Below are 19,153 nucleotides of genomic sequence, written 5' to 3' on the forward strand. Positions count from 1 at the left end.
GGAGTTTGAGCATGAAGATCGATCTGACTGGAAAACTCGCCATTGTCAGCGGCAGCACTGCCGGCATTGGCTTGGGCATCAGCAAGGCGCTGGCCGAATCCGGCGCCACGGTGGTGGTGATCGGCCGCGAGACGGCCAAGGTCGAACAGGCGCTGGCGAGCATTCGCCAGAGCGTGCCGGGCGCGCAATTGCGCGGCCTGACCGCCGACCTCGGCACGGCCGAAGGGGCTGAGCAACTGTTCGCCGCCGAACCGCGCGCGGACATCCTGGTGAACAACCTCGGGATCTTCAACGAGGTGGATTTCTTCGACACGCCGGACAGCGAATGGACGCGTTTCTATGAGGTCAACGTGATCTCCGGCGTGCGCCTGTCCCGGCATTACGTGCCGGACATGGTCAAGCAGGGCTGGGGCCGGGTGATCTTCTTGTCCTCGGAATCCGGTATCGCGATCCCGGCCGACATGCTCAATTACGGTGTGACCAAAAGCGCCAACCTTGCGGTGTCCCATGGCTTGGCCAAACGGCTGGCGGGCACTGGCGTGACGGTCAATGCGATCCTGCCGGGCCCGACGTTGACCGATGGCCTGGAGCAAATGCTCAAGGACGCCACCGCCGAATCGGGGCGCAGTGTCCGGGAAGAGGCCGACGCATTTGTACGCAAGGCGCGGCCGACCTCGATCATCCAGCGCGTGGCGGATGTCGAGGAAGTCGCCAACCTGGTGGCCTACATCGCTTCGCCGTTGTCCTCGGCCACGACGGGCGCGGCATTGCGGGTCGACGGCGGTGTCGTCGACAGCATGGCGATCTGAATTTTATTGATTGAGAGAGAGCATTACATGGCAAAGGCATCAGCGTTTATTGATATTCCGGCTTCGGCCGATGCGGTGTGGCAATTGATTGGCGGCTTCGACACGCTGCCGGACTGGCTGCCGTTTATTCCGAAAAGCGAACTGAGTGAAGGCGGGCGAGTGCGCAGTCTGCAAACGTCCGACGGCGCGGTGGTGGTTGAGCGGTTGGAGACGTTTGATAACGCTGGGAAGACGTACAGCTACTCGATTTTGCAGGCACCGTTTCCGGCGACTGAGTACCTGGCGACGATCAAGGTAGAGGCTCAAGGGCAGGGGGCTCGGGTGACGTGGTCGGGTCGGTTCACGCCCGTCGGTGTCAGTGAGGCCGAAGTTGAGGCGTTGTTTGCCGGGATCTATCAGGGCGGGCTAGAAGCCCTGCGGGCCAATTACCCAACCTGATAAACGCAGTAGATCCCCTGTGGGAGCGAGCCTGCTCGCGATTGCGTCTTCAGCTTCAACAAAGATGTTGACTGATCGACCGCTATCGCGAGCAGGCTCGCTCCCACAGGGGGGATGTGTCAGTTTGGGAAATCGGGTCAGGTCTGGGAAATCAGATCCTGTCCGCAATCGAGCACCAACCGCGCCCCACCAAGCTCACTGCTGCCCACTTCAAGCGCAAACCCATGCAGGCTGACAATCGCCGCAACGATCGACAGCCCCAACCCGAACCCGCTTTTCTGATTCCCGCCCTCGGCACGATAAAAACGCTGGAACACCGCTTCACGTTCGCTTTCCGCAATGCCGGGCCCTGAATCGAGCACCTCGATTCGCGTGCGCCCACCTTCATTGACCCCGCGCAAAATCACCTCGCCACCGGGCGGTGTGAATTTGATCGAGTTGCTCAACAGGTTCGCCACCGCTTCAAACAACAGCGCCCGATCACCGTTCAACATCGGCAGCGATGCCGGCAGTTGCAGCTTGAACACCAGTTCGCCTTCCTCCGCCAGCGGCAGGTAAAAGTCATGCAGTTCCTGCAACAACGGCACGGGGTCCAACTGGACAAAACCGGATCGGCGCTGGCGATCCTCCAGTTCGGAAATCCGCAGCAACCCGCGAAACCGTGCCATCAGCGTATCCGCTTCACCGAGGACGGAATCGAGCTGCACGGCCAGGGGCGAGCCGTCATCCGCCTGCTGTTGGATCCGGTACAACTGCGCCCGCAAGCGGGTCAGCGGTGTGCGCAGGTCGTGGGCGATGTTGTCGCACACACCCTTGACCTCGTTCATCAGGCGTTCGATGCGTTCGAGCATGGCGTTGACGATGGCGGCGAGCATGTCCAGCTCATCGCGGCGGTTGGACAGCGGCAAGCGCCGGGTCAGGTCGCCGGCGACGATGGCCTCGGCGCTGGCCTGGATCGCCCGAATCCGCCGCAGCGGACGCCGCCGCAACAGATGCCAACCGGCGATGCCGGGCAGGATGGTCAGCGTCACCCCCCAGAGCAGCGCGTGCAGAATGATCCGGGTCACGGCAAACAGCGAACCGTTATCGCGCACCAGCACCAGCCAGCGACCGTCCTTGGTCTGGGTCGCGACCGCGTCGCAACTGTCGGTGGGCAGGCTGGGGTCGTCAGACTCTGCGCAGTCGCCGAGCATGTGAATCTTGCCGTCCAGCGGCAGGCCTTCGGGCATGTGCCGCAGCGCGCCGCTGAGGTAGCGGTGCTGCGAATCGAACAGGCCGTAGGCGTCGATGCCGCGAATGTCAAAGGTCATGCTGACGGCGAGGGCGTCGGCCAATTGCTCGCCCTTAAAGTGCGAAAACAGATGCTGGCGTTGCATCAGCGAGTGCTTGGCCAGGTTGTCCAGGTACGCGGACACTTCGTAGTACATGACCCCCATCAGAATTCCGCTCCAGATCACGAACAGCGAACTGTAGAGCGCGAGCAAGCGGCTGCTGGAAGAGCGCCAGCCGTTAGAGGGGTTCAGCAATGACATAACCCGAGCCTCGCACGGTCCGAATCAGTGGGACTTTGCCAGGCGGATCGATCTTCTTGCGCAGCCGGCCAATGTGCACGTCGATCAGGTTGGTGCCCGGGTCGAAGTGATAACCCCAGACCTCTTCGAAGATCATCATCCGCGAGAGGATTTGCCCGGTGTTGCGCATCAGGAATTCCAGCAACTTGTACTCGGTGGGCAGCAGCGTCAGCAACTGATCGTCGCGACTGGCTTCATGGCTGATCAGGTTCAACTCCAGATCGGCGACCCGCAGCGTGGTCGCCTGGGCGGTCACGGTGTTCTGGCGACGAAGCAGCACTTCAACCCGGGCGGCCATTTCATCGGTGGCAAACGGCTTGGTCAAGTAATCGTCACCACCGGCCCGCAAGCCGCGCACCCGCTCATCGACGTCGGAGAGGGCGCTGATCATCAGGATCGGCGTGGCCACGCCCATGGTCCGCAGCGTGGTGACGATGGCCAGGCCATCGAGCTCCGGCAGCATGCGGTCGAGGGTGATCAGGTCGTAGTTGCCGCTGACCGCACGCTCCAGGCCTTCGCGGCCATTGTCGACCCAATCGACGTCGAGGCCATGGCTACTGAGTTCGGCGACGATTTCCCGGGCGGTCACGGCGTCGTCTTCGATGGTCAAGATGCGGGTCATAGGGCTGGCCTGATAGTCAGTTCATGGCAGAGTGTGGGGGCATTTTGCCAATAAATGCTTGCGGACTTTCTAAATAAAACTTCACGTGAAGGAAAGACAAGAACTCGCAGCCTCGTTTCACTCGACAGCGGCTACAGAGTAATGCGTATTCCCTGTAGCAGCTGTCGAGTGAAACGAGGCTGCGAGCTTTGGATCGTCCAATGCATAAAACCCGCTGCGATTGCCGCTTCCTTGCAATTTGCATGGATTTCGGAAGTTCAAAATTTATAAGTAGTTGAAATAAATCGTTTTATTGAAAGTTGGCGACTGGCACGGTGACTGCAATTACTCATTCGAAGAGTTGTAACACCATCTTTCCTGCCTGGAGCGATACAACAATGAATAGATCCTCTGATGGTTTCTATCCTGCCGCAGAAGAATCAAGCACGCTCTCGGGTGTGTCCTGGGGAGCGATCTTCGCCGGTGCCGCTGCGGCAGCTGCGTTATCGCTGATTCTGGTACTGCTGGGTTTTGGTCTTGGATTCTCGGCCGTTTCGCCTTGGGCTAACGAAGGTGTGAGTGCCAAGGGCCTGGGGATTTCAACGATTATCTGGCTGGCCGTTACACAGATCGTCGCGTCCGGGCTCGGTGGTTACATCGCCGGTCGCCTGCGGGTCAAATGGGCCAACATGCACGGTGATGAAGTCTATTTCCGTGACACGGCTCATGGCTTCCTGGCTTGGTGCGTTGCAACGCTGGTGACCGCGACGCTGGTCGTCGGTTCGGTCAGCAGCATCGTCAGCGGTGGTGTGCAAGCCGGGGCGAGTGTGGTCGGTGGCGCTGCCGGTGTTGCGACTCAAGCCGCGGGCACTGCGGCGGGCAATACCGACAGCGACCAGTATGGTTACTTCGTTGACAGCCTGTTCCGCGATGATCGTCCGGCTGCCGTCAGTGATGACGCTGCCCGTAGCACTGTGACGCGCATCTTCGTCCGCTCCCTGAGCAATGATGGTCAGCTGTCTGCCGAAGACCGCACTTACCTGGCCCAGCTGGTCGCCCAGCGCACCAACCTGACCCAAGCCGATGCCGAACGCCGTGTCGATGAAGTCTATGCCCGCACCCAAAAAGCCGTGGCCGACGCCAAACTGGCTGCACAACAAGCGGCTGACACTGCTGCCAAAGTCGCTGCCTGGACGTCGCTGTGGATGTTCATTGCGCTGCTGATCGGTGCGTTTTTCGCCAGCCTCGCCGCTACCTTCGGCGGTCGTCGTCGGGATGCCGTGGAGTATGTGGAAACTGACGCTTATGTGACCACCACTTCCGTGCCACCTGTTCGCTAACCCAGGAGAATTACCATGCGCTCATTACTGCTGTTCTTTCTTGGCGTGCCAATCCCGATCATCATCCTGATCGCCCTGTTCATGCATTGATCTTCTGAGGCTCATGCCTCTGCCGCTTCCGCCTCGGGTGGAAGCGGCGTTTTGCTTTCTGGCGTCCAATAAAGCGAAGATGCGCCCCTTAGTTTGCATTGACTCAAGAAGGGGAGAAGTACATTGGACAAAAAGGAAATCAAACGGCAACTGGTGGCGATGCTCGACGCCGGGCGTTCCAAAACCGAGACGTTCAAGGCGTTCTCCGGTGGGGCGGTCAAGGATCGGGTACTGGCTTACTGGATTGGGGCCAGGCCGGATCCGGCACTGCGCGAAAAGCACTCACTCAAGGTCAACATTCTGATCGCGCTGACTTGCGTTCAAGCCTTGCTGGGAGCGGTCTCCGGGTTTTACCTGGGCGCGATGATCGGCTCCGGTGCGGTCGTGTTCTTCACCTTGTTTGCGGCATTGGTACCGCTGGCGTTCGCCTGGGGCTTCTACAAGTACGTGCCACAGGCTTACACCATTTACGTGATTCTGACGGTCAGCCAGGTCTCGCGGATGTTCAAGGGTTATGAAGAAGACCCGGTGATGACTGTGGTCGGCGTCGCAATCACCTTGGGCATGGCGTTCTTCGTCGCCTTGGTCAAAAACCTGCTGTTCCCGGACCTGGGCTTCATCGGCGCGAAAAAGGTCAGGGGCGAGTACGTGTTCTCCAACTGATCGACGAGGTGGGGGCGGCGTCTTTCACTGGCCTGGATCAATATTCTCTTACGCAATATCTCCTACCGTAAAAGATCCAAGCCCCTACTGCGGCTTCGACTACATTGCTTTGACGCGCACCCTGTTGCGCTGTCGAAGTACCAGTGCGAGTTTTTACATAGCCGTGGCCCGCAAGGTGTAGTGCAGCAAGGAGCTGTGGAACCTCACCTGAACTCATCATGGATGAACATCGCAATGCCACGCTTAGACAGAACATTTGATATCCAGCCGCTGCTGCGCGCGGATATGACTGTGCACATCAACGGCCAGGCGGTCAGCGCCGCCCTCGGCGAAACCGTCCTCTCGGTCATTCAATCCCTTGGCCTGCGCCAGGTGGCCCGTAACGATCACGACCAAATCAGCGGCGCCTATTGCGGCATGGGCGTGTGCCAATGCTGCCTGGTGAAAATCAATGGCCGGCACAAACGTCGTGCCTGCCAGACCGTGGTGCGTGATGGCATGAGGGTCGAAACCCAAGTCAACCGCGTTGTTGAGCAGGAGAGCGTATGAGCCTGCTTCCGGTGATCGTCGGTGGTGGTCCGGCGGGGATGGCCGCGGCCATTGAACTGGCCCGACACGGCGTGCGTTGCACCTTGCTTGAAGAAGCTTCGCGGCTGGGGGGTGTGGTCTATCGCGGACCGTTGCGCGATGACGTGCAACTCGACTATCTGGGACCGCGCTACTCGCAAGCGCTGGCCACCTTGCATGGCGAGTTTCAGGAACACTCGGCGTTGATCGACGTGCGCCTGAATCACCGGGTAATCGGCGCCGAAGGCACGCGTGCGCTGGTGGTGCTGGACAGCGACGAGCAATTACTGGAAATCGACTACCCGCAACTGCTGCTCGCGGCCGGTTGCCATGAGCGCAGCGTGCCGTTTGCGGGCTGGACCTTGCCCGGCGTTATCCTGCTGGGCGGTCTGCAATTGCAGATCAAGAGCGGAGTGGTCAAGCCGCAGGGGCCGGTGGTGATTGCTGGCACCGGACCGTTATTGCCGTTGGTGGCCTGTCAGTTGCACGCGTCCGGCGTGACCGTCGCGGGTGTGTATGAGGCGTGCGCGTTCGGCAAGATCGCTCGGGAAAGCCTGTCGCTGCTGAACAAGCCGCAGCTGTTCCTCGATGGCTTGAGCATGCTCGCGTTCCTCAAACTGCATGGCATCCCGATGCATTACGGCTGGGGCGTGGTGGCGGCGCAGGGTGAGGGTGAATTGAGTTCCGTGACCGTGGCGCCGTATTCCAGCACCTGGGTGCCGGACCTAAACCGTGCCGAACAGATTCCGGCGCAAACACTTGCGGTCGGCTACGGCTTCATTCCACGCACCCAACTCAGTCAGCAGATGGGCCTGAACCACGGTTTCAGCGACGACGGTTACCTGCGGGCCAGCGCCAATATCTGGCAGCAAAGCAGCGAGCCTCACGTGCACCTGGCCGGTGATATGGGCGGGATTCGCGGTGGCGAAGCGGCGATGCTCGCGGGGCGGATCGCGGCCACGTCGATCCTGTTGCAACGGGACGTGCTGGACGCGGAGTTGGCGTTGGTTCGGCGCAACCGCTATTTGTCAAAACTCAAGGCCATCGTGCGCTTCCGTGCAGCAGTGGACCGCTACACCGAACGCGGCGCCGGGCAAACCGCGCTGCCGGCCGCCGACACGGTGATTTGCCGCTGCGAGCACGCGACCCGCGCCGATATCGACCGGGCGCTGGAGCAGGGCGTGCAAGACCTGGCCAGCCTGAAAATGCGCACTCGGGTGAGCATGGGCGATTGTCAGGGGCGGATGTGCGTCGGCTATTGCACCGACCGCTTGCGCGAAGCCACCGGTCGGCAGGACGTGGGCTGGTTGCGGCCGCGTTTTCCGATTGATCCGATTCCCTTTTCTGCGTTCCACTCCGTCGGCACGGAGGCCGCACATCATGAGTAGGTTTTATGACGTGGTCATCGCCGGTGGCGGTGTGATCGGGGCGTCCTGCGCTTATCAGTTGTCGAAACGCAAAAACCTCAGGGTCGCGTTAATCGACTGCAAGCGCCCGGGAAATGCAACCCGCGCTTCCGCCGGTGGCCTATGGGCGATTGGCGAGTCAGTGGGGCTGGGTTGCGGGGTGATTTTCTTTCGCATGATGTCGGCCAACCGCAAGCGCGAAGCCCAGGGTTCGGCAGTGGTGGTGGACGCCAGCACACCGCACATTTTGCCGCCGTCGTTCTTCGATTTTGCCTTGCAGTCCAACGCGATGTACCCGGCGCTGCACCAGGAGTTGAAAGACCACCACGGGATGGATTTCAAGTTCGAGAAGACCGGCCTGAAGTTCGTGATCTATGACGATGAAGACCGCCTCTACGCCGAGCACATCGTTGCCTGCATTCCGCATCTGGCGGATCAGGTGCGCTGGCTCGATCAGGCGGCGCTGCGCGAGGCCGAGCCGAGTGTCAGCCATGAGGCGAGCGGGGCGCTGGAGTTTCTCTGCGACCATCAGGTCAGCCCGTTCCGGCTGGCCGATGCCTACACCGAAGGCGCGCGGCAGAACGGCGTCGACCTGTACTTCAACACCAACGTCACCGGGGTTTTGCACCACGGTTCGCGCGTCAGCGGTGTGCAGACGGCCGAAGCCGGAGTGTTTCATTGCAACACGCTGATCAATGCGGCGGGTGCCTGGGCCGCGGATTTGAGCGAGCAGGCCACCGGGATCCGGATTCCGGTGAAACCGGTGAAGGGGCAGATTCTGCTGACCGAGCGCCTGCCGAAAATCCTCAACGGTTGCCTGACCACCAGCGATTGTTATGTGGCGCAGAAGGACAACGGCGAAATCCTGATTGGCAGCACGACGGAGGATAAAGGCTTCGACGTGACCACCACGTACCCGGAAATTACCGGGTTGGTGCAGGGGGCTGTTCGGTGTATCCCCGAATTGGCGGACGTCAACCTCAAACGGACCTGGGCCGGGCTGCGGCCGGGGTCGCCGGATGAGTTGCCGATTCTTGGGCCGATGAAAGGGGTGGAGGGTTATCTCAATGCTTGTGGGCATTTCCGCACGGGGATTTTGACGTCGGCGATTACCGGGGTGTTGCTGGATAAGCTGGTTAACAACGAACCGTTGCCGTTGGATATCACGCCGTTTTTGGCGGATCGGTTTGGGGTGGAGGAGGTCGGGTTGAAGAAAATGGCCTGACATCACACCGCGTTATCGTTCATCGCGAGCAGGCTCGCTCCCACAGGGATTGTGTGAACACTGAAGATCCACTGTGGGAGCCTGCTCGCGATGGCGGCATACCTGCCGCCACAAGGCTCAAACCTTACCCGCTTCCCGCTCCTCCATCTGATCCGACTCAAACAACCGCGCCAATTCCGCCCGGGCTTCCTGGGCGGTCTGCAGCACCTTCGCCGCATCGTCATACACCGCATGCTGAGCCTCCAGCACCTGTTCATCGTGATGCTTGAAGCGTTTGATCCGCGCATCGGCCTGCGCCTGGGTCAGCCCCAGCCCGACCAGGGTACGACGGCTCATTTCCAGGCTCGAATAATAGGTCTCGCGAATCGCCTCGGCGCCCAGGTCCACCAAGCGGTGCACATGCTGGCGGTTTCGTGCCCGGGCGATGATCTTGATGTGCGGATAGAGCTTGTGCACGATTTCGGCAGTCTTGATGTTGGTGTCCGGGTCATCAGTGGCGATGACGAAGTATTCCGCCTGCTCGACCTTGGCCGCGCTGAGGATTTCCGGGCGCATCGGGTCGCCGTAGAACACCGGCACGCCGCCGAAGCTGCGGGACAGCTCGATGGTTTCCACCGAGGTGTCCAGCGCCACGAACTTGATGTTCTGCGCCCGCAGGATCCGCGCCACGATCTGGCCCATCCGGCCCATGCCGGCGATCACCACACGCGGAGTGTCGGTGTCGATTTCGCGGAATTTCTCCGGCACCACCACGGGCTGCACTTTCGGCGAATACAGGCGTGCGCACAGCAGCAACAGCAGCGGCGTGACAGCCATGGACAGGGTGATCGTCAGCACCAGCAAGTCGTACAGGCGCGGCTCGAACAAACCCTGGTCGCGACCGATCTTGAACACCACAAACGCGAATTCACCACCGGCAGCGAGCACGATGCCGAGACGAATGGCGCTGACTTTGCCCAGCCCGCCGGCCAATCGGCCCACCACAAACAGCAGCGGCAGCTTGATTGCGATCAGCAACAGGGTCAGCCCCAACACCGTGATCGGTGCGCTGAGCAGCAGGCTCAGGTTGGCGCCCATGCCGACGCTGATGAAAAACAGCCCCAGCAACAGCCCCTTGAACGGTTCGATCTGCGCTTCCAGTTCGTGACGGTATTCAGAGTCTGCCAGCAGTAACCCGGCGAGGAACGCCCCGAGCGCCATCGACACGCCGACCAGGTCCATCAGCCAGGCCGTGCCGATCACCACCAGCAACGCGGTGGCCGTGGACACCTCCGGCAAACCGGTCCTGGCCACCACGCGAAACACCGGGCGCAGCAGATACCGCCCGCCGATCACCACCACCGCAATGCTGCCCAACACGCGCAAGCCGTGATTCAAGTCCTCGGCCGCCGTGGTGGTGTGATCGCCGCCCGCCAACAGCGGCACCATGGCAATCAACGGGATCGCGGCGATGTCCTGGAACAGCAGAATCGCGAACGCCAAACGTCCATGGGGACTGGTCAGTTCCTTGCGCTCGGCCAGGCTTTGCAGGCCGAACGCGGTGGACGACAACGCCAGGCCAAGGCCGAGCACAATGGCGCTGTTTAACGGCTGGCCGAAGACAAACAGCGCCAGCACGCCGATCACCGAACCGGTCAGCAGCACCTGCGCCAGCCCCACGCCAAACACCGATTTGCGCATCACCCACAAACGACGCGGCGACAATTCCAGGCCGATGATGAACAGCAGCAACACCACGCCGAGTTCGGAAATATGACTGACGCTTTGCGGATTGCCGATCAAGCCCAGCACAGACGGACCGATGATGACCCCGGCAAACAGATAACCCAGCACCGCTCCCAATTGCAGGCGTTTGGCCAAGGGCACGGTGAGCACCGCTGCGAACAGAAAAACGACAGCGGCTTGCAACAGGTTGCCTTCGTGGGGCATGACAAAAACTCCATTCACTCAGTACGGCGGGGGCAACAGGATAAAGGTTGGAACCAGACGCGTCAGCAAAGAGCTGGAGTCATGCTGTTACAACTTGCATCAATTGGTTACATTCATAGGATAAGCTGATCAATCTGTCCGTCCCACGAGTGCACACAATGGCGATCAACTTCGACCTCAACGATCTGCAAGCCTTCCGTGCCGTGGTCGAGCAGGGCAGCTTTCGCAAGGCGGCCGATACCGTGCGCATTTCCCAGCCAGCGCTAAGCCGGCGAATCGAAAAACTCGAAGATGCTCTCGGTGTGCGCTTGTTCGAGCGCACCACCCGCAAGGTCAGTCTGACCCAGGCCGGGCGCGGTTTTATGCCAAGTGTCGAGCGATTGCTCGATGACCTCGACATCGCATTGCTGGGCATCAGTGAAGTGGCTTCGACCCGGCTCGGTCATGTCACGGTTGCCTGTGTGCCGTCGGCGGCTTACTACTTCATGCCGCGCGTGATTGCCCATTACCACCGCCATTTTCCTCGGATCAAAGTCAAGGTCCTGGACTCCAGCGCCCATGACGTGCTCAGCGCAGTGGTCAACGGTGAGGCGGATTTCGGTCTGAGTTTCATGGGCACGCTGGATGCCGAGGTCGAGTTTGAGCCGCTGGTGCAGGAGGGTTACGTGGTGGCCTGTCGGCGCGATCATCCGTTGGCCGGGCGCAGCAGCGTGACTTGGGATGAGTTTTATCAGCAGGACTATATTTCGCTGGACAAGACGTCCGGCAACCGCTTTCTGCTCGATCAGGCACTGAGCGGTATCGTGCCGCAGCGACCGAGCATCTGCGAAACCCGCCATGTCACGACGATGATCGGGCTGGTGGAGGCGGGGTTGGGGGTGGCAGCGGTGCCGTTGATGGCGATGCCGGCCGCCGATCATCCGATACTGACGCGGGTGCCGCTGACCGACCCGCAGGTGATGCGCAGTGTCGGTCTGATCAAACGCCGGGGGCGAACCCTGACCCCGGCTGCGTTGGAGCTGGTACGGCTGGTGGTGGAAATGAAAGTGCAGCCACTCGTTATCAGCGGCTGACCGAGTCCAGCCCGGTTGCTTTGACGTCCGGCTGAGCGGCGGAGGAGGCCATATAGTCAAGCAGTGCCTTGGCTTCGGCCGGGTGTTGTGCATTCATCGGGATGCCGGCTGCAAAACGTGTCACCGACTGTACCGATTCCGGAATCTTCGCCACAAAACTGACCCCCGGTACGGGCAGCAATTCGCTGACTTGCTGGAATCCCAACTGGTAATCGCCCGTGGCAACCACCGAACCGACCGGGATTCTGGGGATCATGGTTGATTTGGGTTTCAATTGATCTTCGATGCCCAGGCGCTTGAACAGCTGATCCTCGATGTAAACGCCGCTGGCGCTGTCGGAATACGCCACCGACCGGGCGTCGAGCAACGTCTTTTTCAGGCCGTCCACAGAGCTGATGTCTGGCTTCGGCGCGCCTTCGCGCACCACCAAGCCGATCCGCGAGTCCGCCAGTTCCACCCGTGAAGCAGGGTCGACTTTGCCTTGCTTGATCAAGTCGTCGAGGGCGTAGCCGACCATGATCACTACGTCGGCCTTTTCACCTCGGGCGAGTCGATTGGGGATCGCTTCCGGCGCCTTGCCCATCGACGGGCCCAGGACGGTGTCGAGCGTGTTGCCGGTGGATGCGGTGAATTTAGGACCGAGGACTTTGTAGGCCGCGGTAAAACCCCCGGAGGTCATCACGCGAATCTCTTCCGCCTGGGTGACGGTACTCAGGCCAAGGCTGGCCACCAGGGCCAGGGCTGCAATATTGAATAGCTTCTTCATGGGCATTTTCTCTAAAAGGGCAGGTTCAAGACATCGCCGGTTGCAGGCGACCGGTCGAGCGACGATAGAGATACAGCGTCGCGCACAAGGCGCAGAGCGCGGCAAAACTCATCCAGTAGCCGGGCGCGGCCTTATCGCCGGTGTACTGAATCAAAAAGGTCGACATCGCTGGGGTGAAGCCACCGAATACCGCCGTGGCCAGGCTGTAGGCCAGGGAGAAACCGGCGACCCGTACCTCGACCGGCATGATTTCCGTGAGCGCGGCGATCATCGCGCCGTTGTACAAGCCGTAAATGAACGACAGCCACAGCAACACCAACAGCATGTGCATGAAACTCGGCGCGTTCACCAGGAAGGTCAGCGCCGGATAGGCGGTGGCAAGGGTCAACAACGCCATGGCAATCAGCACCGGACGCCGACCGATACGGTCGGACAAGGCTCCGCCCAGCGGCAGCCAGAAGAAGTTCGACACACCCACCAGCAACGTCACTAACAGCGCATCGGACGTGCTCAGGTGCAGCACGGTTTTGCCGAACGTCGGTGCGTATACGGTGATCAGGTAAAAGGCGGTGGTGGTCAGCGCGACCATCATCATGCCGGCGAAGACGATCACCCAGTTTTGCGCCAGTGTGCGGAACACATCGCCCATGCTCGGACGGTGCTTGCGCGCGGCGAACTCTTCGGTTTCTTCCAGGTTGCGGCGCAGGAAGAAAATGAACGGCACGATCATGCACCCAACGAAAAACGGAATTCGCCAGCCCCAATCGGCAATCATCGCCGGCGCCATCCACTGGTTCAGACCATAGCCCAGCGCGGCGGCGACAATGATCGCCACTTGCTGACTGGCCGACTGCCAACTGGTGAAGAAGCCTTTATTGCCGGGCGTGGCGATCTCCGAGAGGTAAACCGAGACACCCCCCATTTCCGCACCCGCCGAGAAGCCCTGCAGCAATCGACCGATCAGCACAATGGCCGGTGCGAACAACCCGATCGTTTCGTAACCGGGCACCAACACAATCAATATCGTGCCGCTGGCCATGATCGACAGCGTCACAATCAGTCCTTTGCGTCGGCCCACATCGTCGATGTACGCACCCAGCACCACCGCACCCAAAGGACGCATGAGGAAGCCTGCGCCGAACACTGCGAAGGTCATCATGAGTGAAGCGAATTCACTGCTGGCCGGGAAGAATACGGCGGCGATTTGCGTGGCATAAAAGCCGAAAAGGAAGAAGTCGAACTGTTCGAGGAAATTGCCTGAAGTGACCCGCAATATTGCACTGGCGCGAGAACGCCCGGAAGGTATTGATGTTGCCATTGAGCTGTACTCCACCGCTTTTATGACGTGCATTGCCTGGACGCAGTGCACGGTTCTTATTGAGGCAAATGGTGGAACAGGGCGATCGATATGATAAGTGCATTGTTGGCATGCATTAATGCGTGAAGCGGATCAATGAGCGCTGAAGGAATGATTCACCGTTCGCGCAGTCGGAGTTTGGGTATGCCATCAACGGAGGATCACCCATGAACAGCAAAACCCTCATCGCCGCCTTGGCCATTGCCGCTGGCTTTGCCGGTATCAGCCCCATCGTTCAAGCGGATGACCCACCCCAAAAAACCGTCCAGCCCGGGGTCAACAACACCCGCGAGCTGGTGGTCGGCGACCGCGCCCCGGACGTTTACCAACGCAGCGACAAAGCACTGCGCAACTGGAAGGCGAAAGGCTTGAAAGCACCGAAAGAACAGGCGCAGTGGGTGCAGATCAATGACAAGTACATGATGGTGATGGTCACCAACGGGACGATTGTGGACATCACGCCGGTGGAGCGTTAGGCCACCGAAAGACTATTCGCTGTGAGCACGCGCAGGGTTTTCAGTGCCCAACCGATACTGATTATTCCCGCTGCGTTTCGCCTCATACATCGCCAGGTCCGCAATGTGAATCAACCGGTCCATGCTCGGCGCGTGGTCCGGGAACACCGCCACGCCCAGGCTGGTGCCGATGTGGCGCTGGTCGTTGCCGATGGTGATCGGCGGTGACAGTTCGACGAAGATTTTCTGGCAGATGCGGCGTGCCTCGTCTTGCAGGCTGACGCCTTGGGGCAAGCCCTGAAGAATGACCACGAATTCATCGCCGCCGATCCGGGCGACGGTGTCGGTTGAACGGAGGATTTTCTTCAATCGTGTGGCCATAGTGATCAGCACTCGGTCGCCGGCCGTATGCCCGTAATGGTCATTGATCGCCTTGAACCCATTCAGATCGACAAACACCAACGCCACCCGCGTGGCGCTGACGCGTGCCTGTTCAAGCGCTTCGCAAAGGCGCTCTTCCAGCACCAGGCGATTGGGCAGGCCGGTCAACGGGTCGTAATGCGCCAGGTGCTGCAGATAGCTGGCCGAGGCTTTTTCCTCGGTGATGTCGCGCACCACGCCCATCATCTTGATGGTGGCGTCATGGTCGTTCTTGACCACGTTGCCGGTTTCCCGTAGCCAGCGAATGCTGCCGTCGGGCCAGACCACGCGGTATTCCTCATCATGGTTTTCGCCGGTTTCCAGGCAACGCAGTTCCCCGGCCCGGACTCTGGCCCGGTCGTCTGGGTGTACGCAAGCGCAGAACAGGGCGTAGGAGGGCGTCACCTCGCCGATCTTGAAGCCGAACATTCCATAGATGGCGTCTGACCAGTAAAGCTTGTCGGTATCGACATCCCAATCCCAGGTGCCGATGCGAGCAAAGTATTGGCTGCGCTTGAAACGCTCGGCATCGCCGTCCTGGCGGATGTGCAGCCCCTCGGACAGGCTGTCGATCAGTGCGCGTTGCTCAGCCAACTGCTTGTGCAGCGAGCGTTCGCGCCAGATCAGCGCGATGATCAGGGCAAGCATTACCGAGCCGATGGTTGCGCTGGTCCAGACGTCATTCATTCAGGAATTGCCATCGTGTCGTATTGATCCGTGTGCCTTGGTGTGCCTTGGTGTGGCTTAGCTTAGTTGAGGTTAATGCCCAAAATCGTTCCGAATGGGTTGCCAATGGCGCGCATTTCTGGGAAAACGGCGCCCATTGGGCCCTATCGGGCGAGAGAACAATAGAGTGAACGTGATGAATGATGAACTGCAGGTAATCGATCTGGAAGTGGGCGACGGCAAAGCCGCCGTGAAAGGCGCGCTGATCACCACCCAATATCGCGGCTGGCTGGAAGACGGCACCGAATTCGATTCTTCCTACAGCCGTGGCAAACCTTTCCAGTGCGTAATCGGCACGGGGAGGGTGATCAAGGGTTGGGATCAGGGAATTATGGGGATGCAGGTCGGCGGCAAGCGCAAATTGCTGGTGCCGGCGCACTTGGCTTACGGTGAGCGGACGATGGGCGCGATCACGCCGAATTCGAACCTGATTTTTGAGATTGAATTGCTGGAAGTGCTGACGCGGGATGATTGATTGGCGCGTGGGTTGAAATGGCATGTGCAGCGAGGGGGCAAGCCCCTCGCCGCAATCAAACGGTTTTAGCCACTACTCTCGCACCCCTATGAAGAGGTCCAGGTCAGTCGGTAGCTGCACATCGAGTGCCATGGCGATTTGTCGGATTTGTTCAGCGGTCAGCAAGCAGTCCCCGTACGCGCTTTCTTCAAGATTTTTCCAGCCGAGTACACGCATCATTGCGTCTTCAAACTCAGGTAGAACGGTCAATTCGTACTTTAAGACGTCACCCTCGTGATCACCCTTTGAAAATCCACTGATCCAGAAAACATAATGGGCCTCCTGATTTTTGCCCGGATAGTCCTGCGAGGTCTTGCGGGCGGCGTGCCCGTCGCCTGACGGTGGGTTTTGAATCGGAGGTATGTTTGTGTTGCTAGCCATGAGCGTCCTTGTTTCAACTTTTGTAAGCGATGCGGACGCTATCTCAATGGGCATTAAATGGATGTAGGCATTTTCTGAATATTGAGTTGTTGTTGCAAAAGGTACGGCTCGCTACGGCTCTTGTGGTGAGGGATCCGCCTCACCACAGAATTCCGCTAGCCTTTCGGATCGATGCTATCCAGCGCCCGGTTTACCGCCAGTTCGTCCAGCATGACGACCTTCGCAATCCCCAGCGCCTTGCTGCGATGCAGGCCTTTCAGCGGGTCGGCGAAGTCGCTGTAGTGATCAAGCGGCTGCACACCTTCAGACCTGAAATGTCTCCCGATAGGCATACAACCCTGGCGTTCCGCCCGTCATGACAAACAGCACATTGTCACCGCGCTGGAAACGCCCGTGCCTGAGATCGCCCAGCAGCCCGGCAAACGCTTTCCCGGAATACACCGGATCAATCAACACACCTTCGGCGCGAGCCATCAGGTGCACCGCGTTCAGCATGTCGGGCGTCGGCAGACCGTAACCGTCGCCCAACTGACTGCCATCAATGACAATATCTGAAGCCTGAACCACGGCGTTGCTGCCCAGTAACATCAGTGCGTCCTGAGTCAACTTCACGGTCCTGTCCGCTGACGTGTCCCGATCAGACAAGACCGAATACGACTTGACGATCGACGTCCCCCGACCCAGTAACTGGAACCCTGCTGCGAGCCCGGCATGGGTGCCAGCGCTGCCATTGGGCACGATCACCTGGCTAAAAATCAGGCCGAGTTCCGTTTCCTGCTGCGCGATCTCCGCTGCGCAACGCGCATAACCGAGGCTGCCGAGCGGCGTTGAGCCCCCCGTCGGTATCACCAAAACCGTGCGTCCGGCTTCTCGAAGTTGCACGGCGCGTTTCTCAGCCTCGGCGAGTGAGTCACTGCCACCGGCAAGCACCCGTATTTCTGCGCCAAACAACTGGTCGAGCAGAATGTTGCCGTTCAGCTCGTAGTCCACTTCGGATTTTGGCACCGACCGGGTCAGGATCAGTTCGCAGGCAATGCCCAGACGGGCGCACACCGCTGCGGTCAGGCGCGCATGGTTGGACTGGAGACCGCCGATGGTAATGACCGTGTCGACCCCGGCCGCGAGCGCCGCGCCAAGGTGGAATTCAAGTTTGCGCAGTTTGTTGCCACCACCACCGATCAACATGTGATCATCGCGTTTGAGAAACAGGCCGATGCCTTGCGCCTTCAAGCCCAGCAGTTGTTCCAGGCGTTCAGCCCGCTGAATCGGCGTGGGGCCTTGCAACAGGTCGGCCCGCGCAAAAGAACTCAGTGACGTGTCCAGTAGGGTTTGCATCAATGGCGCCTCGTTATGCACTTTATTACAGTGACTCTAGGGACAAAGTCCCGGGTGATAAACGCATCGGCGGTTATTACTCCTTTAACCTGATGTATTGAATGCAAGGCAGGATGATGAGCAAACTCAGGCAAATGGAAGTCTTCGTCGCCGTCGTCGAGGCGGGCAGCTTCGCCGATGCGGCCAGTGAAGTCGGCATGTCGGCGGTCATGGTCGGGCGGCACATCCAGGGCCTGGAAAAATCCCTCAATACCCAGTTGGTCAAACGCACCACCCGCCGCCAATCCATCACGGGCGAGGGGCGCTTGTTTTACGAAGAAGCCAAACTGGCGCTGGAGCAAGTGAGGTACGCGTTCAGTCGAGTGGAGGCATCAAATCCAGAGCCTAGTGGTCTGCTGCGGATCACCGCGCCGATGAGTCTCGGCGTTTCCCTGGTAGGGCCTCTGGTGGCCGAGTTCATGCAGCGTTATCCGCAGATTCAGGTTGAGTTGATTCTCAGTAATGAAGTGGTGGACTTGTACGAAACGTCATTCGATCTGGCGTTCAGAATTTCCGAACTGATCGGCGTCAACCTGCTGGCCACACCATTGCCGCCGTATCGAATGGTGATCTGCGCCTCGCCCCGGTATCTGGAAAAATGGCAGGAACCGCAGTCCCCCGAAGACCTGCACCGTCACCGAATTCTCACCCACACATCCTGGAACAACCGCTTTGCCTGGCCGCTACGAAATGGCGCCAGCGAAGTGCCATGGCCTGAAGGCGCGGTGTTGAAGAGTAATGACGGTCAGGTGCTGTTGCAGGCGGCCGTGGCCGGCGAGGGGATCTTGATGCAGCCCGATTTTCTGGTGTCGGCGGCGTTGGCCAGCGGTGACTTGGTGCGGATCATGGACGCCTACGTTCCGCCGCCCAAACCGGTGCAGATGGTGTATCCGCGCTCCAGGAAATCGCTGCCCAAGTTGCAAGCCTTCGTCGACTTTGTCGCGGGTCGACTGGCGTCCTGAAGCGCAGAAAGATGCAGGGCTAGCGCAGGGTGTAACCGCTGTCGACCACCCAATCCTGGCCGTACACGCTACGTGCGCTGCGGCTCAATTGGACCAGGCTACGCTGCCCCCCGATGGTTTCACTTCTCTACGTGATTGCCTTATTGCCAGGCCTGCCCGCATCGATGACTATGTTTGTCATATAGGGGGAGGGGGTATTGGTATGTCGCATATTCACGAACACAAAGACGATTTGCTCAACCGGGTACGGCGCATTTCAGGTCAGGTCCAGGCTGTGGAGCGCGCGCTGGAGTCCGACGCTGACTGCGCCAAGACCCTGCACCTGGTCGCCGCCATCCGGGGTGCGGTCAATGGTTTGATGGATCAGTTCATCGACGCCCACGCCCGGGAACATGTGGCCCGTCCAGGCTTGAGCGACGAAGCGCGCGCCGAAGGTCTGGAAGAGTTGCTGCAAGCCATCCGTCGTTACTCGAAATAAGGCCAAAA

At 59.9% G+C, this 19,153-nt stretch carries 20 protein-coding genes and 1 pseudogene; 12 read left to right on the plus strand and 9 right to left on the minus strand.

Going from position 1 to position 19,153, the window contains the following annotated elements; translation table 11 throughout:
- Nucleotides 1-11 precede the first annotated feature (11 nt).
- Complete coding sequence (locus DJ564_RS13810; RefSeq protein ID WP_109630147.1) at nucleotides 12-809, plus strand: SDR family NAD(P)-dependent oxidoreductase; 798 nt, start codon at nucleotides 12-14, stop codon at nucleotides 807-809.
- 27 nt (nucleotides 810-836) lie between these two features.
- Nucleotides 837-1,247, plus strand: a complete 411-nt coding sequence (locus DJ564_RS13815; protein WP_109630149.1) for an SRPBCC family protein — start codon at nucleotides 837-839, stop codon at nucleotides 1,245-1,247.
- A 137-nt stretch (nucleotides 1,248-1,384) separates the two neighbouring features.
- On the opposite strand, the gene DJ564_RS13825 is transcribed toward DJ564_RS13815, so the two are convergent.
- A complete protein-coding gene (locus DJ564_RS13825; RefSeq protein WP_109630155.1) occupies nucleotides 1,385-2,779 on the minus strand; it encodes a HAMP domain-containing sensor histidine kinase in 1,395 nt (464 codons plus the stop codon).
- Nucleotides 2,757-3,440 (minus strand): response regulator transcription factor, encoded by a 684-nt coding sequence (locus tag DJ564_RS13830; protein ID WP_109630157.1) that lies wholly within the window; start codon nucleotides 3,438-3,440, stop codon nucleotides 2,757-2,759. The genes DJ564_RS13825 and DJ564_RS13830 overlap by 23 nt, the downstream gene beginning before the upstream one ends.
- Nucleotides 3,441-3,817: 377 nt before the next feature.
- Between DJ564_RS13830 and DJ564_RS13835 the strand changes: the two genes are divergently transcribed.
- The 5 genes from DJ564_RS13835 (at nucleotide 3,818) to hcnC (ending at nucleotide 8,710) form a co-directional block, all read left to right on the plus strand.
- Complete coding sequence (locus tag DJ564_RS13835; RefSeq protein ID WP_109630160.1) at nucleotides 3,818-4,759, plus strand: hypothetical protein; 942 nt, start codon at nucleotides 3,818-3,820, stop codon at nucleotides 4,757-4,759.
- 213 nt (nucleotides 4,760-4,972) lie between these two features.
- Nucleotides 4,973-5,512, plus strand: coding sequence for a hypothetical protein (locus tag DJ564_RS13840; protein ID WP_109630163.1), 540 nt, complete (start codon nucleotides 4,973-4,975; stop codon nucleotides 5,510-5,512).
- Between the two features lie 234 nt (nucleotides 5,513-5,746).
- On the plus strand, nucleotides 5,747-6,061 hold the full coding sequence (gene hcnA / locus DJ564_RS13845) for a cyanide-forming glycine dehydrogenase subunit HcnA (protein ID WP_109636029.1): 315 nt from the start codon (nucleotides 5,747-5,749) through the stop codon (nucleotides 6,059-6,061).
- Nucleotides 6,058-7,467, plus strand: coding sequence for a cyanide-forming glycine dehydrogenase subunit HcnB (gene hcnB / locus DJ564_RS13850; RefSeq protein ID WP_109630166.1), 1,410 nt, complete (start codon nucleotides 6,058-6,060; stop codon nucleotides 7,465-7,467). The genes hcnA and hcnB overlap by 4 nt, the downstream gene beginning before the upstream one ends.
- Complete coding sequence (gene hcnC / locus DJ564_RS13855) at nucleotides 7,460-8,710, plus strand: cyanide-forming glycine dehydrogenase subunit HcnC (protein ID WP_109630169.1); 1,251 nt, start codon at nucleotides 7,460-7,462, stop codon at nucleotides 8,708-8,710. The genes hcnB and hcnC overlap by 8 nt, the downstream gene beginning before the upstream one ends.
- Before the next feature lie 117 nt (nucleotides 8,711-8,827).
- Here hcnC and DJ564_RS13860 read toward each other — a convergent pair whose 3' ends face one another.
- A complete protein-coding gene (locus tag DJ564_RS13860) occupies nucleotides 8,828-10,639 on the minus strand; it encodes a monovalent cation:proton antiporter-2 (CPA2) family protein (protein ID WP_109630172.1) in 1,812 nt (603 codons plus the stop codon).
- A 158-nt stretch (nucleotides 10,640-10,797) separates the two neighbouring features.
- On the opposite strand from DJ564_RS13860, the gene DJ564_RS13865 reads away from it, so the two are divergent.
- Complete coding sequence (locus DJ564_RS13865; RefSeq protein WP_109630175.1) at nucleotides 10,798-11,712, plus strand: LysR family transcriptional regulator; 915 nt, start codon at nucleotides 10,798-10,800, stop codon at nucleotides 11,710-11,712.
- On the opposite strand, the gene DJ564_RS13870 is transcribed toward DJ564_RS13865, so the two are convergent.
- Both DJ564_RS13870 and DJ564_RS13875 read right to left on the minus strand, forming a co-directional pair.
- Nucleotides 11,702-12,478 (minus strand): substrate-binding domain-containing protein, encoded by a 777-nt coding sequence (locus tag DJ564_RS13870; RefSeq protein WP_109630178.1) that lies wholly within the window; start codon nucleotides 12,476-12,478, stop codon nucleotides 11,702-11,704. The two genes, DJ564_RS13865 and DJ564_RS13870, sit on opposite strands and share 11 nt — an antisense overlap.
- A 25-nt stretch (nucleotides 12,479-12,503) precedes the next feature.
- Entirely contained in the window at nucleotides 12,504-13,796 is a 1,293-nt protein-coding gene (locus DJ564_RS13875; protein ID WP_109630180.1) for an MFS transporter, read from the minus strand.
- Between the two features lie 206 nt (nucleotides 13,797-14,002).
- Here DJ564_RS13875 and DJ564_RS13880 point away from each other — a divergent pair, with 206 nt between their 5' ends.
- Nucleotides 14,003-14,311, plus strand: coding sequence for an RcnB family protein (locus DJ564_RS13880; protein WP_109630182.1), 309 nt, complete (start codon nucleotides 14,003-14,005; stop codon nucleotides 14,309-14,311).
- Nucleotides 14,312-14,323: 12 nt separating this feature from the next.
- Here DJ564_RS13880 and DJ564_RS13885 read toward each other — a convergent pair whose 3' ends face one another.
- A complete protein-coding gene (locus DJ564_RS13885) occupies nucleotides 14,324-15,397 on the minus strand; it encodes a sensor domain-containing diguanylate cyclase (RefSeq protein ID WP_109630184.1) in 1,074 nt (357 codons plus the stop codon).
- A gap of 175 nt (nucleotides 15,398-15,572) precedes the next feature.
- Here DJ564_RS13885 and DJ564_RS13890 point away from each other — a divergent pair, with 175 nt between their 5' ends.
- Nucleotides 15,573-15,911 (plus strand): FKBP-type peptidyl-prolyl cis-trans isomerase, encoded by a 339-nt coding sequence (locus DJ564_RS13890; protein WP_007895103.1) that lies wholly within the window; start codon nucleotides 15,573-15,575, stop codon nucleotides 15,909-15,911.
- A gap of 72 nt (nucleotides 15,912-15,983) precedes the next feature.
- Here DJ564_RS13890 and DJ564_RS13895 read toward each other — a convergent pair whose 3' ends face one another.
- The 3 genes and pseudogenes from DJ564_RS13895 to DJ564_RS13900 all read right to left on the minus strand — a co-directional run bounded on the left by DJ564_RS13895 (nucleotide 15,984) and on the right by DJ564_RS13900 (nucleotide 17,666).
- The gene (locus DJ564_RS13895) at nucleotides 15,984-16,331 is read right to left on the minus strand and encodes a pyocin S6 family toxin immunity protein (protein WP_371922066.1); all 348 of its coding nucleotides are present in this window, start codon (nucleotides 16,329-16,331) and stop codon (nucleotides 15,984-15,986) included.
- A 155-nt stretch (nucleotides 16,332-16,486) separates the two neighbouring features.
- Nucleotides 16,487-16,609: pseudogene (locus DJ564_RS32015) on the minus strand (DUF6124 family protein); the annotation flags it as partial.
- 25 nt (nucleotides 16,610-16,634) lie between these two features.
- Complete coding sequence (locus DJ564_RS13900) at nucleotides 16,635-17,666, minus strand: D-cysteine desulfhydrase family protein (RefSeq protein ID WP_109630185.1); 1,032 nt, start codon at nucleotides 17,664-17,666, stop codon at nucleotides 16,635-16,637.
- A 116-nt stretch (nucleotides 17,667-17,782) separates the two neighbouring features.
- Between DJ564_RS13900 and DJ564_RS13905 the strand changes: the two genes are divergently transcribed.
- Both DJ564_RS13905 and DJ564_RS13915 read left to right on the plus strand, forming a co-directional pair.
- A complete protein-coding gene (locus tag DJ564_RS13905; RefSeq protein ID WP_109630187.1) occupies nucleotides 17,783-18,667 on the plus strand; it encodes a LysR family transcriptional regulator in 885 nt (294 codons plus the stop codon).
- A 202-nt stretch (nucleotides 18,668-18,869) separates the two neighbouring features.
- A complete protein-coding gene (locus DJ564_RS13915; protein ID WP_109630190.1) occupies nucleotides 18,870-19,145 on the plus strand; it encodes a metal/formaldehyde-sensitive transcriptional repressor in 276 nt (91 codons plus the stop codon).
- The last annotated feature ends 8 nt before the right edge of the window (nucleotides 19,146-19,153 follow it).

Source organism: Pseudomonas sp. 31-12 (assembly GCF_003151075.1).
In the GTDB taxonomy this organism is placed as follows: Bacteria; Pseudomonadota; Gammaproteobacteria; order Pseudomonadales; family Pseudomonadaceae; genus Aquipseudomonas.

Excerpts from the sequence above, each read along its gene's own strand:
- DJ564_RS13870 (WP_109630178.1), bottom strand. The coding sequence starts at position 12,478 with ATGAAGAAGCTATTCAATATTGCAGCCCTGGCCCTGGTGGCCAGCCTT.
- DJ564_RS13900 (WP_109630185.1), bottom strand. The coding sequence starts at position 17,666 with ATGCAAACCCTACTGGACACGTCACTGAGTTCTTTTGCGCGGGCCGAC.
- DJ564_RS13875 (WP_109630180.1), bottom strand. The coding sequence starts at position 13,796 with ATGGCAACATCAATACCTTCCGGGCGTTCTCGCGCCAGTGCAATATTG.
- hcnA (WP_109636029.1), top strand. The coding sequence starts at position 5,747 with ATGCCACGCTTAGACAGAACATTTGATATCCAGCCGCTGCTGCGCGCG.
- DJ564_RS13885 (WP_109630184.1), bottom strand. The coding sequence starts at position 15,397 with ATGAATGACGTCTGGACCAGCGCAACCATCGGCTCGGTAATGCTTGCC.
- DJ564_RS13880 (WP_109630182.1), top strand. The coding sequence starts at position 14,003 with ATGAACAGCAAAACCCTCATCGCCGCCTTGGCCATTGCCGCTGGCTTT.
- DJ564_RS13815 (WP_109630149.1), top strand. The coding sequence starts at position 837 with ATGGCAAAGGCATCAGCGTTTATTGATATTCCGGCTTCGGCCGATGCG.
- hcnB (WP_109630166.1), top strand. The coding sequence starts at position 6,058 with ATGAGCCTGCTTCCGGTGATCGTCGGTGGTGGTCCGGCGGGGATGGCC.
- DJ564_RS13895 (WP_371922066.1), bottom strand. The coding sequence starts at position 16,331 with ATGGCTAGCAACACAAACATACCTCCGATTCAAAACCCACCGTCAGGC.
- DJ564_RS13860 (WP_109630172.1), bottom strand. The coding sequence starts at position 10,639 with ATGCCCCACGAAGGCAACCTGTTGCAAGCCGCTGTCGTTTTTCTGTTC.
- DJ564_RS13835 (WP_109630160.1), top strand. The coding sequence starts at position 3,818 with ATGAATAGATCCTCTGATGGTTTCTATCCTGCCGCAGAAGAATCAAGC.
- DJ564_RS13905 (WP_109630187.1), top strand. The coding sequence starts at position 17,783 with ATGAGCAAACTCAGGCAAATGGAAGTCTTCGTCGCCGTCGTCGAGGCG.
- DJ564_RS13890 (WP_007895103.1), top strand. The coding sequence starts at position 15,573 with ATGAATGATGAACTGCAGGTAATCGATCTGGAAGTGGGCGACGGCAAA.
- DJ564_RS13865 (WP_109630175.1), top strand. The coding sequence starts at position 10,798 with ATGGCGATCAACTTCGACCTCAACGATCTGCAAGCCTTCCGTGCCGTG.
- DJ564_RS13915 (WP_109630190.1), top strand. The coding sequence starts at position 18,870 with ATGTCGCATATTCACGAACACAAAGACGATTTGCTCAACCGGGTACGG.
- hcnC (WP_109630169.1), top strand. The coding sequence starts at position 7,460 with ATGAGTAGGTTTTATGACGTGGTCATCGCCGGTGGCGGTGTGATCGGG.
- DJ564_RS13830 (WP_109630157.1), bottom strand. The coding sequence starts at position 3,440 with ATGACCCGCATCTTGACCATCGAAGACGACGCCGTGACCGCCCGGGAA.
- DJ564_RS13810 (WP_109630147.1), top strand. The coding sequence starts at position 12 with ATGAAGATCGATCTGACTGGAAAACTCGCCATTGTCAGCGGCAGCACT.
- DJ564_RS13825 (WP_109630155.1), bottom strand. The coding sequence starts at position 2,779 with ATGTCATTGCTGAACCCCTCTAACGGCTGGCGCTCTTCCAGCAGCCGC.